Genomic DNA, 13,114 nt, shown 5'->3' with positions numbered 1-13,114 from the left:
CCCGGACACCCGGGCCGGGGGCCCGGCGGGCCGAACGCCCAACAGCCGTACGCCCAGCCCCAGCAGGCCGCCCCCGGCGCGCCGCCCGTGGATCCCCGTACGGGCGCCGCCTGGCCCTCGTCCGTCTCGCACGACCAGCGCGAGCGCTCCGTGCCGGGCGCGCCGCTCGGCTACACGGCGGCCGTGGAGCTGTCCTCCGACCGTCTGCTGCGCAACAACAAGCAGAAGCCGAAGAGCAGCCGCAATCCGCACGGCGCCGCGAACCGCTTCAAGATCGGCGGCAAGGCGGCCGAGATCGAGCGGCAGCGCAAGCTCGACCTGATCCGTACGCCGGTGCTCTCCTGCTACCGGATCGCGGTCATCAGCCTGAAGGGCGGGGTCGGCAAGACCACGACGACAACCGCCCTGGGGTCGACGCTGGCCACCGAGCGGCAGGACAAGATCCTGGCGATCGACGCCAACCCGGACGCCGGTACGCTCGGCCGCCGGGTGCGGCGGGAGACCGGGGCGACCATCCGTGACCTCGTTCAGGCGATCCCGTACCTGAACAGCTACATGGACATCCGTCGCTTCACCTCGCAGGCGTCCTCCGGTCTGGAGATCATCGCCAACGACGTGGACCCGGCGGTCTCCACCACCTTCAACGACGAGGACTACCGGCGCGCGATAGACGTGCTGGGGAAGCAGTACCCGGTCATCCTCACGGACTCCGGTACGGGGCTGCTCTACAGCGCGATGCGCGGGGTGCTCGACCTCGCCGATCAGCTCATCATCATCTCGACGCCGTCCGTGGACGGTGCGAGCAGCGCGTCCACCACGCTCGACTGGCTGTCGGCCCACGGCTACGCCGACCTGGTGCAGCGTTCCCTGACGGTCATCTCCGGGGTGCGCGAGACCGGAAAGATGATCAAGGTCGACGACATCGTGCAGCACTTCGAGACCCGCTGCCGGGGTGTGGTCGTGATCCCCTTCGACGAACACCTCGCGGCGGGCGCCGAGGTGGACCTCGACATGATGCGTCCGAAGACGCGTGAGGCCTACTTCAACCTGTCGGCGCTGGTCGCCGAGGACTTCTCGCGGGCCCAGAACGCGCAGGGGCTGTGGACCGCCGACGGCAATCCGCCGCCGCACGTCATTCCGCCGATGCCGGGGCCGGGCCAGCCAGGTCAGCCGGGCCAGCCCGGCCAGCCCGGACCGATGCCGGGTCAGCAGGGCCAACAGGGGCCCTACTACCCGCCCCAGCAGTACCCGCAGCAGCCCTATCCGCCGCAGCAGGGCCCGCCCCAGTCGCCGTACCCACCACAGCAGCAGGCGGGGCAGCAGCAGGCGGGACCGGGCATTCCGCAGGGCTGGCAGCAGTCCGTGCCTTCGCAGGCCCAGCCCCCCGCGGGCAACTCGGGGCCCGTGCCGGGACAGCTTCCTGATCAGGCGGAACAACAACAGGGGCAGCAACAGGGCGGGCAGCAGAGCCAATACGCCTGGCCTCCGCAGCAACCCCCACAGTCACCGCCAGCGCCTCAGCAGTAAGGCAACAGAGGTTTAGACCAATGAGGGTCCACGCCGTGCTCACGGTGGGGACCCTCACGCCATTCCCGCAGACCACACGGGGTGCGGGCGAGCGTTGACGTACCCGGACAGGCGCTGGTAAACCTCCCTTCACCGGTTGGCGAATGAGAAATCAACCTGGTTTCTACTTGCGAGTGATGACACGAGGTCACCGTCCCATGGTCCGAAGCATTCTTCCGCGCATGTCGCGGCAGCCCGTACGGCAACGCTCCCGCTCTTCTCTGGTCCTGGCCTCGGTCGCCGCTTCTGCCGCGCTGGTGGCCGGATCCGTCATCCCGGCCGGTCCGCTGCTCCCCGGGCCGCAGCAGGCCCAGGCCGCCGACAGCGGCGGCAAGAAAATCCTGACGGTCGCCGTAAGCCAGAGTGTGGACTCCCTGAGCCCGTTCCTGGCGCAGACGTTGACCGCCACCAGCGTCCTCCGGCTCACCAACGAGTACCTCACGAACTACGACCCGAAGGACGCCCACGCGATACCCGGCTTCGCCACCGCGTGGAAGCCGTCCGCGGACAAGCTGACGTGGACCTTCACCATCCGCAAGGACTCGAAGTGGTCCGACGGTGTGCAGGCGACCTCCGAGGACGCGGCCTGGACCTTCAACAAGATGATGACGGACCCGGACGCCGCCACCGCCAACGGCAACTTCACCTCGAACTTCAAGAAGGTCACGGCGCCCGACCCGACCACGCTGGTCGTCGAGTTGAAGAAGCCCCAGGCCACCATGACCGCCCTCGACGTGCCGATCGTGCCGAAGCACATCTGGGAGAAGGTCGGCGACCTCGCGAAGTTCAACAACGACAAGACGTTCCCGATCGTCGGCAACGGGCCTTTCACCATCACGGACTTCAAGGTCGACCAGTACATCAAGCTCAAGCCCAACAAGAACTTCTGGCGCGGGGCCCCGAAGTTCGACGAGCTGGACTTCAAGTACTACAAGGACCAGGACGCCGCCGTGGCGGCCCTCCAGAAGGGCGAGGTGTCGTTCGTCTCGAACCTCACCCCGGCCCAGGCGGCCTCGCTGAAGAGCGCAGACAACATCAAGGTCAACGACGCGCCCGGACGCCGTTTCTACGCCCTCGCCACCAACCCGGGCGCGAAGGCCAAGAACGGCAAGAAGATGGGTGACGGCAATCCGGCGCTGCTCGACCCCGCCGTACGCAAGGCGCTCTTCGAGTCCGTCGACACCAAGACCATCGTCGACAAGGTCTTCCAGGGCCACGCGGTGCAGGGCGCCGGCTACATCCCGCCGCGCTTCAGCTCGTACTTCTGGCGGCCGACGGACAGCCAGCAGATCACCTACGACCCGGCGAAGGCCGCCCGGACCCTCGACCAGGCGGGCTACAAGAAGAACAGCTCGGGCACCCGGCTCGGCAAGGACGGCAAGCCGCTGTCCTTCCGGATCCTCTGCCACGCGACGGACCCGAACGACAAGGCCGTCTCCAAGTACCTCCAGGAGTGGTGGTCGAAGCTCGGCATCGGGCTGAAGGTCGACTGCCTCGACAACGTCTCCGACCCCTGGCTGGCCGGCGAGTACGACCTCGCCTTCGACGGCTGGTCCGTCAACCCCGACCCGGACTACGTCCTGTCCATCCACACCTGCGGAGCGCTGCCCGCGACACCCGAAGCGAGCGCCGCCACCGACAACTTCATCTGCGACAAGCAGTACGACGACCTCTACGGCAAGCAGTTGGCGGAGTACGACCCCGCCAAGCGCGCTGATCTCGTCAAGCAGATGGAGTCCCGGCTGTACGACACGGGTTACATGAACGTCATGGCGTACCCGAACGCCGTCGAGGCGTACCGTACCGACCAGATCAAGTCCATCACGACGATGCCCGAGGCGGCCGGCAACATCTGGGGCCAGGACGGCTACTGGAGCTGGTGGTCGGCGGTGCCCGCCGATGACGCGGCGGGCAGCGGCTCCGGCGGCTCCTCCTCGACCGGGGTCGTGATCGGGATCGCGGCGATCGTCGTCGTCCTCGCCGCACTCGGCGTCTTCGTCGCGATGCGTCGCCGTTCCACCGCGGAAGACCGTGAATAATCCATGAGTACCGCAAGCACCCCCGGTGCGGTGCGGGACGCCGTCGACGACCCGGCGAAGACCGGGTCGTCGCGCGCCGGCACCGTGACCGCGTATCTGCTCTATGTGGCGGGCAAGTTGGTGGGCGCGGTCGTCTCGCTGTTCGCCGTGCTCGTCACCAGCTTCTTCCTCTTCCAGGTCCTGTCGAAGGACCCGATCAAGGCCATGACGCACGGCGCGCCGACGTCCGTGAAGCAAATGGCCACGCTCCGCAGGCAGTTCGGACTCGACCTGCCGCTGTGGGAGCAGTTCACCCACTACTGCTCGAACGCCCTGACCGGCGACCTCGGCACGTCCTACCAGTTCCACGCCCCGGTCGGTCAGCTCATCCTCCAGAAGGTCCCGGCGACGCTGCTCCTCACGGGCGTCTCCGTGGTGATCTTCTCGGCGCTCGGCCTCTGGCTCGGGACCCGCTCCGCCTGGCACAACGGCGGCATCGGGGACCGGCTCAACACCGGCCTGGCGCTGACGCTGTGGTCGGTGCCGGCGTTCTGGCTCGGCCTGCTGCTGATCATCATCTTCTCGGTGGGCATCGGGCCGATCCCCGGCCTCTTCCCCACCGGCGGTATGTCGTCGGGCAATTCGCACGGCTTCGGGTATGTGATCGACGTGGCGCACCACCTGGTGCTGCCCGAAATCACTCTCGTCGCCGTCGGGTACGCGCAGACGCTGCTCGTCATGCGCTCCTCGCTGCTCGACGAGATGGGCAGCGACTACCTGACCACGGCGAGGGCCAAGGGGCTGCGCGACGCGGTCGTACGCCGCCACCACGCCGTACCCAACGCGCTGCTGCCGACCGTCACCATGGTCTTCATCAACCTGGGCTTCGTGGCTTCCGGTTCGATCCTCGTCGAGACCGTCTTCTCCTGGCCGGGCCTCGGCGGGCTCTTCTACCAGGCGCTCAGCGTGCCCGATCTGCCGCTCGTCCAGGGGCTGTTCGTGGTCTACGCCGGCGCGATGATCGTGATGAACCTCCTCGCCGACCTGATCTATCCACTGCTCGATCCCCGGGTGGGCCGATGACCGCAGAAGAGACGACCCAGCCCGGCAGGCCGGCGACGCCCGCGCCTTCAGCCACCGCCTCCTCCCTCGCCTGGGCGCGCAGGCGCGGCTCGGTGGCCCGCTTCTGGCGGCAGTACCGCGCGCAGCGGGCCGGGCTCTACGGCCTCGCCGGGCTCGTGCTGATCGCCCTCATCGCGATCTTCGCCCCGCTGATCGTCGGCAGCGACGTGCAGAGCGTGACCGACGCGCCGGGTACGGCCCTCCAGTCCCCCAGCGCCCAGTTCCCGCTGGGCACCGACCAGTTCGGGCGCTCGCTGCTCGGGCTGCTGGTCTGGGGCTCCCGTATCTCGCTCACCATCGGGCTGCTCGCCGCCGCGCTGTCGGTGGCCATCGGTACGGTCGTCGGCGTGATCTCCGGGCACTTCAGGGGCTGGTTCTCGACCGTGGTCATGCGGATCACCGACTGGTTCCTGGTGATGCCGACGCTGGTGCTCGCGATCGTGCTGGCCACCGTGCTGTCCCGCTCCATCTGGACCGTCATCCTCGCGATCGGCGTGGCCAGTTGGCCCACGACCGCACGGCTCGTACGGGCCCAGACCATCGCCGTCGAGTCCCGCCCGTACATCGAACGGGCCCGGGCGCTCGGCGGCGGCCACGGCCACATCATGACGCGCCATGTGCTGCCCAACGTGCTTCCCCTGGTGCTCGCGCAGACCACGCTCGGCATCTCCACCGCGATCCTCACCGAGGCCACGCTCGCCTTCCTCGGCCTCGGCGATCCGACGATCATCTCCTGGGGCGGCATGCTCCAGGACGCCCGCGAGGCGGGCGCGGTCTCCTCGGGACACTGGTGGTATCTGGCGCCTCCCGGGATCGCCATCGCACTCGTGGCCCTCGCCTTCACCCTCTGCGGCCGCGCGATCGAGGCCGTTCTCAACCCGAAGCTGGGGGCAACCCGATGACGGCCGGTCTGCTGGAGATCAAGGACCTGCGGGTCACCTACGGCTCGGGGGCGTCCGCCGTGCCCGCCGTACGCGGCGTCGACCTGAGCGTGGGGTCCGGCCAGAAGCTGGGCCTGGCGGGCGAGTCGGGCTGCGGCAAGTCCACCCTGGCCCTGGCGCTGCTGCGGCTGCTTCCGACCACGGCGAAGCTCTCGGGCGAGATCCTGCTCGACGGCAAGGACATCCTCACGATGAAGTGGGGCGCTCTGCGCGCCGTACGGTGGGCGGGCGCCTCGATCGTCTTCCAGGGCGCGATGCACTCCCTCAACGCGGTGCACCGCATCGGCGACCAGATAGCCGAGCCGGTCGTCCTGCACCAGCACGCGACACCGGCCGCCGCCCGTAGGCGCGCCGTCGCCCTGCTGGAACAGGTCGGCCTGCCCGCCTCGCGCGCCGACGCCTATCCGCACGAGCTGTCGGGCGGTCAGCGCCAGCGCGTGATGATCGCGATGGCACTCGCCTGCGATCCGCTGCTGATCGTGGCCGACGAGCCGACGACCGCGCTCGACGTGATGATCCAGGCGCAGATCCTGCGGCTGATCGAGCAGTTGGTGGCCGACAAGGGAATCAGCCTGCTCATGATCAGCCACGACCTCGGTGTCCTCTCCGACACCTGTGACCGGCTCGCCGTGATGTACGCCGGGCGCATCGTCGAGGAGGGCCCGGCCAAAGCGGTCTACGACACGGCCGAGCACCCTTACGGCCGCGCCCTGTCGGCGGCCTTCCCCCGCATCGGCGACATGGCCTCCCGGCGCGCCCCACGCGGCCTGCCCGGCGACCCGCCGGACCCATCGGCGCTGCCGACCGGCTGTACGTTCCATCCGCGCTGCTCGGTCGCCCTCGACGCCTGTGCGGTGGACGACCAGGTGCTGCGGGACGCGGGTCCCGGCCGCTCGGCGGCGTGCGTGCACGTCGGAGCCGAGCGGGCCGAGCGGGCCGTACGGCCCGCGCCGGAGCCGCGATCATGACCGCGCCGGTCTCCAGTCCTCAGGAGTCATCCTTGACCAGCACACCCCTGCTCAGCGCCGCCGGTCTGAGCGTCACCTTCCCGGGGCGCCGCGGCGCGCCGCCCGCGCGGGCCGTCGACGGCGTCGACCTCGACATCGGCCCGGGCGAGATCGTCGCGCTCGTCGGCGAGTCCGGCTGCGGCAAGACCACGCTGGCGCGGAGCCTGCTCGGTCTGGTGCCACCCACGGCGGGGCGGATCAGCTTCGCCGGCGAGCCGCTCGGCTACGGCGCCGGCGACCTCAAGGCGTACCGCAAACGCGTCCAACTGGTCCTCCAGGACCCGAGCGGCTCGCTCAATCCGCGCCACACCGTGTACGACGCGGTGGCGGAGGGACTGCGGATCCACCGCTACGCGGGGGACGAACGCGAAGCGGTCGCCGGCGCGCTGTCCCGGGCCGGGCTACGGCCCCCGGAACGCTTCTTCCTGCGCTACCCGCACGAGCTGTCCGGGGGCCAGCGGCAGCGCGTCGTCATCGCCGGCGCGCTCGTGCTGGAGCCCGAACTCATCGTCGCCGACGAGCCGGTGGCGTCCCTGGACGCGTCCGTACGCGGCGAGATCCTCGCCCTGATCCTGTCGCTGCGCGACGAACTCGGCCTGTCGGCACTGGTGGTGACGCACGACCTGGGCCTCGCGTGGAACATCGCGGACCGGGTGGCGGTGATGTACCTGGGCCGGATCGTGGAGACCGGCCCGGTCGAACAGGTCCTGACGGCGCCTCAGCACCCGTACACGCAGGCTCTGTTGTCGGTGCTCCCGGAATCGGGCGCGGAACCGGTCGTCCTGACGGGCGAGCCACCGGACCCGTCCCGCATCCCCGGCGGCTGCCGCTTCCACGCGCGCTGCCAGGTACTGGGCTCGGGAGCGGCGGAGCGGGCGGGGGTGGCGGACAAGTGCCGGACGGAGGCGTTGCCGGTGCTGGCGGGGGGAGAGTCGGCGTCCGTGGCGTGCCACTTCGCCTCGCGGCGGGCGGGCGGGTAGGGGTTGTTTTTGGTTGCGGCCGGTGGGTCTGGTGCCGGGCGCGGTGCGCCTCGCGGCGGGCGGCCGTTGGCGGGGTCGGTTCGTGGTGCGGGTCGCGGTGGTGGTGCCGGGCGCCGGGGCCTCGGGAGGCACATGTCCGGACGTGTGATTTACGGCGTCGTCACCGCGGAACGTGTTGCCTGGGGCGGTTGCGCGCCACAAATCTCACGTTGGCGTCCGGACACGTACCTCCTGCGACCCCGTCACCCTCCGTCGCAGTGGGCGGACCCGTAACGCCGCGTCCGGGGCGGTCAGTTTGGCGTTCCCGCAGGTGAAGGGGGGCGCGCAGGGGTGGTGTCCGGGATACTCACGCGTGATTTGCGGCGGACGACCGCGTTCACCTGGCGACCGCGGTGACGACGCCGTAAATCGTGCCACCCCGGAGCGACACCCGACAACAACCGCAACCAAATGCCGGTCACCCCAAGTGCGTCAGCTCGCGCGCCTGTTTTACGTCGTCCGCGATCGCTTCCAGTAGGCCCTCGATCGACTCGAACTTTTCCATGCCCCTGACGTACGCCAGGAAGTCCACGGTCACGTGGAGCCCGTACAGGTCCAGTCCCACGCGGTCGATCGCGTACGCCTCGACCGTTCGTTCCGTGCCCTCGAACTGGGGGTTCGTGCCCACCGAGATCGCTGCCGGCATGCGTTCGCCCGCCGCCGTGAGCCAGCCCGCGTACACGCCGTCCGCCGGGATCGCGGTGTGCGGGAGGGTTTCCACGTTGGCGGTGGGGTAGCCCAGTTCGCGGCCGCGTTGTGCGCCGCGTACCACTACGCCCTCGACCTGGTGCGGGCGGCCGAGGATCTCCGCCGCGCCCGCCACGTCGCCTTCGGCGACCAGGCGGCGGGTGAGGGTGGAGGAGAAGGGTTCGCCGCCGCCCGCTTCGCCGGTCACGTAGAGGTCGACGACCTCGACCTCGTAGTCGTAGGTGGCGCCCAGTTCGGACAGTACGCCGACGTTGCCCGCCGCCTTGTGGCCGAAGCGGAAGTTGGGGCCCTCGATGACGGAGCGCGCGCGCAGCTTGTCGACCAGGACCTTCACGATGAAGTCGGTGGGTGACAGCTTCGAGAAGTCCACTGTGAACGGCAGGATCAGCAGGGCGTCCACGCCGAGGCCCGACATCAGCTCGGCCCGGCGGTGGTGGGGGGCGAGCAGGGGTGGGTGGCTGCCGGGGCGTACGACCTCGCTGGGGTGCGGGTCGAAGGTCACCACGACCGAGGCCAGGCCCAGTTCACGGGCCCGCTCCACGGTCCGGCCGATGATGAGCTGATGCCCGCGGTGCACGCCGTCGTAGGAGCCGATGGTGACGACGCTGCGCCCCCAGTCCTGGGGGATGTCCTCCAAGCCACGCCAGCGCTGCACTCTGACCGCTCCTTGCCCGAAAGTCTGTACGTCATTGCCGGTTACGCAGGTCTAAGACTGCCACGTCCGGGCACCGTGCCCCGCATCGGCACCGGGGGCCCGAGGGGCCATCAGGGCCGAACGCGCCCCCCGATGCTCCCGTGGATCACTCCGAGCGCCCTTCGGAGGAGGTGCGGAGCGCCTTGTGGATGGACAAGACACTGGAGGGGGGCAGGGGACCGTGGAGCGGCCAGGGCGTGACTGGCCGCTCCACGGTGATCAGCCGAAGACGGCGAGGCTCTTCGCTTTGCCGTGCTGCTCCTCGAGCAGCGCGAGGAAGCGGCCCGACGGGTCGAACGCGGCGACCGGCGCCGTGTCGTACGCGGGCATGTCGAGGCGTACGCCGTTGAGCAGGAGCTGTGCCCGCTTCTCGTCGACGTCCCAGCGGGCGAACGCGGCGCTCGCCGCTTCGGCGATCGGCATGACGGTCAGCTCCTTCTGGAGCTGGTCGAGGGTCCGTGCGCCGTCCAGCGCGTAGGGACCGACGCGGGTCCTGCGCAGGGCGGTGAGGTGGCCGCCGACGCCGAGGCCCGCGCCGAGGTCGCGGGCGAGGGCGCGGACGTAGGTGCCGGACGAACAGACCACGGAGACGACCAGGTCGACGACGGGGGTGCCGTTCTCGGCGACGGCCGCGCGCAGGTCGTACACCTGGAAGGACGAGACGGTGACGGGGCGGGCGGGGATCTCGAACTCCTCGCCGCCGCGTACCCGCGCGTACGAGCGCTTGCCGTCGATCTTGATGGCGCTGACCTTCGACGGCACCTGCATGATCTTGCCGGAGAGGGCGGCGACACCGGCGTCCACGGCGTCACGGGTGACCGCCGAAGCGTCGGCCGAGGTGATGATCTCGCCTTCGGCGTCGTCGGTGACGGTGTCCTGGCCCAGCCGGATCGTGCCGAGGTACTCCTTCTCGGTCAGCGCGAGGTGCCCGAGGAGTTTGGTCGCGCGCTCCACGCCGAGGACGAGGACGCCCGTCGCCATGGGGTCGAGGGTGCCGGCGTGGCCGACGCGCCGGGTCCTGGCGATCCCGCGCATCTTGGCGACGACGTCGTGCGAGGTGAAGCCCGACGGCTTGTCGACGATGACAAGGCCGTCGGGCGTGCTGCTCTGCTGTGTCATTCCGCGGCTGCGCCGTCCGTCTCGTCGTCCTCGTCGTCCGGCTTGCGGTACGGGTCGGCCCCGGCCGCGTACGTCTTGCCGGTCGACACCTCACGTACCTCCGCGTCCTTCGCGCGCGCCTTGTCGAGGAGGTCCTCGATGGTGCGGGCGTTGTCCGGCAGGGCGTCGGGGACGAATGCCAGGCTCGGTGTGAAGCGGACGCCGGTCTGGCGGCCCACCTCGGAGCGGAGGACGCCCTTGGCGCTCTCCAGGGCGGCCGCCGAGGCCGCGCGCTCCTCGTCGTCGCCGTAGACCGTGTAGAAGACCGTGGCCTCCCGCAGGTCGCCGGTGACCCGGGCGTCCGTGATGGTCACGAAGCCGAGCCGGGGGTCCTTGATCCGCCGGTCCAGGGTCTCCGCGACCACGACCTGGATGCGGTCGGCCAGTTTGCGGGCCCGCGCGTTGTCGGTCACCGGTCCGTCACTCTTCCTTCTGGGTTCTTGTCTTGCGGGTCATTCGTCGTCGCCGTGCAGCCGCCGGCGTACCGCCAGCAGCTCCACCTCGGGATGGCCGGCGACCATGCGTTCGCACCGGTCGAGCACGTCCGTGAGGTGGCCCCAGTCACCTGACACCACGGCCAGGCCGATCTCGGCCCTGCGGTGGAGGTCCTGGTCGCCGGTCTCCGCCACGCTCACCGCGAATTTGCGGTGCAGCTCGGCGACGATCGGCCGGACGACGGAGCGTTTCTCCTTCAGCGACCGTACGTCGCCGAGAAGCAGATCGAAGGACAGCGTCCCCACATACATGCACATCCGGATGTCCCGCCGGTGCGGGTTCAGGGCTGCCGGCGTTGGCAGGCTCTGAACCGTAACGCGACCGGCAGGGGCCGGTCGACGGATATACGTCCCGTCGGCCGGCCCCGGTCGTGATCGTGCGTGTCAGCCTCGCGGCTTCTCGCGCATCTCGTACGTCGCGATGACGTCGTCGATCTTGATGTCGTTGAAGTTTCCGAGGTTGATACCGCCCTCGAAGCCTTCGCGGATCTCGGTGACGTCGTCCTTGAAGCGGCGCAGACCCTGGATGTTGAGGTCCTCCGCGATGACCTTGCCATCGCGGACGAGCCGGGCCTTGGTGTTGCGCTTGACCTCGCCGGACCGGATGAGAACACCCGCGATGTTGCCCAGCTTGGACGAGCGGAAGACCTCGCGGATCTCCGCCGTACCCAGCTCGACCTCTTCGTACTCCGGCTTGAGCATGCCCTTGAGGGCCGCTTCGATCTCTTCGATCGCCTGGTAGATGACCGAGTAGTACCGGACGTCCACACCTTCGCGCTCGGCCATCTGCGCGGCACGCCCAGCGGCGCGCACGTTGAAGCCGATCACGATGGCGTCGGAGCCCATCGCCAGGTCGATGTCCGACTCGGTGACCGCACCCACACCGCGGTGCAGGATCCGGATGTCGACCTCTTCGCCGACGTCGAGCTGGAGCAGCGAGGACTCGAGAGCCTCCACCGAACCGGACGCGTCGCCCTTGATGATGAGGTTGAGTTCCTGCACCAGACCGGCCTTGAGGGCCTCGTCCAGGTTCTCCAGGGAGAACCTGACGCCCCTGCGGGCGAAGGCCGCGTTCCGCTCACGGGCGGCACGCTTCTCGGCGATCTGCCGGGCCGTACGGTCGTCGTCGACCACCAGGAAGTTGTCGCCGGCGCCGGGGACGTTGGTGAGTCCCAGGACCAGGACGGGTGTCGACGGTGTCGCGACGTCGACGGTGTCGCCGTTGTCGTCGAGCATCGCCCTGACACGGCCGTACGCGTCACCGGCGACCATCGTGTCACCGACGCGCAGTGTGCCGCGCTGGACGAGCACGGTGGCGACGGCGCCGCGACCGCGGTCGAGGTGTGCCTCGATGGCGATACCCTGCGCGTCCTGCTCCGGGTTGGCCCGCAGGTCGAGCGAGGCGTCGGCCGTGAGGATCACGGCCTCCAGCAGGCTGTCGATGTTCAGACCCTGCTTCGCGGAGATGTCGACGAACATCGTGTCGCCGCCGTACTCCTCGGCCACCAGACCGAACTCGGTGAGCTGTCCGCGCACCTTGGTCGGGTCGGCGCCCTCGACGTCGATCTTGTTGACCGCGACCACGATCGGCACGTCGGCCGCCTTGGCGTGGTTCAGCGCCTCGATCGTCTGGGGCATCACACCGTCGTTGGCCGCGACCACCAGGATCGCGATGTCGGTGGACTTCGCACCACGGGCACGCATGGCGGTGAACGCCTCGTGGCCCGGGGTGTCGATGAAGGTGATCCTGCGCTCTTCACCGTTGACATCCGTGGCGACCTGGTACGCGCCGATGTGCTGCGTGATACCGCCGGCCTCGCCCGCGACGACGTTCGTCTTGCGGATCGCGTCCAGCAGCCGGGTCTTACCGTGGTCGACGTGACCCATGACGGTGACGACCGGCGGCCGGGACACGAGGGCTTCCTCGCCGCCCTCGTCCTCGCCGAACTCGATGTCGAAGGACTCGAGAAGCTCTCGGTCCTCCTCCTCCGGGCTGACGATCTCGACGACGTAGTTCATTTCCTGGGCGAGCATGTGGAGCGTCTCGTCGGAGACGGACTGCGTGGCAGTGACCATCTCGCCGAGGTTCATCATCACGGCGACGAGCGACGCCGGGTTGGCGTTGATCTTCTCCGCGAAGTCGGTGAGCGACGCACCGCGCGACAGCCGGACACTCTGTCCCTGGCCACGGGGCAGCATCACACCGCCGACGGACGGGGCCTGCATGGCCTCGTACTCCTGGCGCCTCTGCCGCTTCGACTTACGGCCACGACGGGCGGGCCCGCCGGGACGGCCGAACGCGCCCTGTGTGCCACCGCGGGCACCGGGACCACCCGGACGTCCGCCGAAGCCGGGACGGCCACCGCCGCCACCGAAACCGCCGCCAC

11 protein-coding genes are annotated in these 13,114 nt (G+C 69.6%); 6 read left to right on the top strand and 5 right to left on the bottom strand.

The window, feature by feature from the left end; genetic code table 11:
• From QR77_RS30700 to QR77_RS30675, 6 genes are all read left to right on the top strand, one after another.
• On the top strand, positions 1–1,527 hold a 1,527-nt coding region (locus QR77_RS30700), incomplete at its 5' end, for a MinD/ParA family protein (protein WP_236710864.1).
• A gap of 221 nt (positions 1,528–1,748) precedes the next feature.
• Positions 1,749–3,605 (top strand): ABC transporter substrate-binding protein, encoded by a 1,857-nt coding sequence (locus QR77_RS30695; protein ID WP_236710863.1) that lies wholly within the window; start codon positions 1,749–1,751, stop codon positions 3,603–3,605.
• 3 nt (positions 3,606–3,608) lie between these two features.
• Entirely contained in the window at positions 3,609–4,667 is a 1,059-nt protein-coding gene (locus QR77_RS30690; protein WP_040025256.1) for an ABC transporter permease, read from the top strand.
• A complete protein-coding gene (locus QR77_RS30685) occupies positions 4,664–5,608 on the top strand; it encodes an ABC transporter permease (RefSeq protein WP_040025255.1) in 945 nt (314 codons plus the stop codon). The genes QR77_RS30690 and QR77_RS30685 overlap by 4 nt, the downstream gene beginning before the upstream one ends.
• Entirely contained in the window at positions 5,605–6,615 is a 1,011-nt protein-coding gene (locus QR77_RS30680; protein WP_052489162.1) for an ABC transporter ATP-binding protein, read from the top strand. The genes QR77_RS30685 and QR77_RS30680 overlap by 4 nt, the downstream gene beginning before the upstream one ends.
• A complete protein-coding gene (locus QR77_RS30675) occupies positions 6,612–7,634 on the top strand; it encodes an ABC transporter ATP-binding protein (RefSeq protein WP_173476376.1) in 1,023 nt (340 codons plus the stop codon). The genes QR77_RS30680 and QR77_RS30675 overlap by 4 nt, the downstream gene beginning before the upstream one ends.
• Before the next feature lie 457 nt (positions 7,635–8,091).
• Here the strand turns inward: QR77_RS30675 and QR77_RS30670 are convergent, their stop codons facing one another.
• From QR77_RS30670 to infB, 5 genes are all read right to left on the bottom strand, one after another.
• On the bottom strand, positions 8,092–9,036 hold the full coding sequence (locus QR77_RS30670; RefSeq protein WP_078877344.1) for a bifunctional riboflavin kinase/FAD synthetase: 945 nt from the start codon (positions 9,034–9,036) through the stop codon (positions 8,092–8,094).
• Between the two features lie 258 nt (positions 9,037–9,294).
• Positions 9,295–10,194, bottom strand: coding sequence for a tRNA pseudouridine(55) synthase TruB (truB, locus tag QR77_RS30665; RefSeq protein ID WP_040025252.1), 900 nt, complete (start codon positions 10,192–10,194; stop codon positions 9,295–9,297).
• Entirely contained in the window at positions 10,191–10,646 is a 456-nt protein-coding gene (gene rbfA, locus QR77_RS30660; protein WP_040025251.1) for a 30S ribosome-binding factor RbfA, read from the bottom strand. Before rbfA ends, truB begins: the two co-directional genes overlap by 4 nt.
• Positions 10,647–10,685: 39 nt before the next feature.
• Positions 10,686–10,979: a DUF503 domain-containing protein gene (locus QR77_RS30655; RefSeq protein ID WP_040028929.1), complete on the bottom strand. Its 294-nt coding sequence runs from the start codon at positions 10,977–10,979 to the stop codon at positions 10,686–10,688.
• A gap of 132 nt (positions 10,980–11,111) precedes the next feature.
• A partial coding sequence (infB, locus tag QR77_RS30650; protein WP_078877342.1) for a translation initiation factor IF-2 occupies positions 11,112–13,114 on the bottom strand: 2,003 nt, incomplete at its 5' end.

It is taken from the genome of Streptomyces sp. 150FB (assembly GCF_000818195.1).
In the GTDB taxonomy this organism is placed as follows: domain Bacteria; phylum Actinomycetota; class Actinomycetes; order Streptomycetales; family Streptomycetaceae; genus Streptomyces.
The sequence above is the reverse complement of the archived record's forward strand: the minus strand, read 5'-3'. Positions and strand labels throughout refer to the sequence as shown.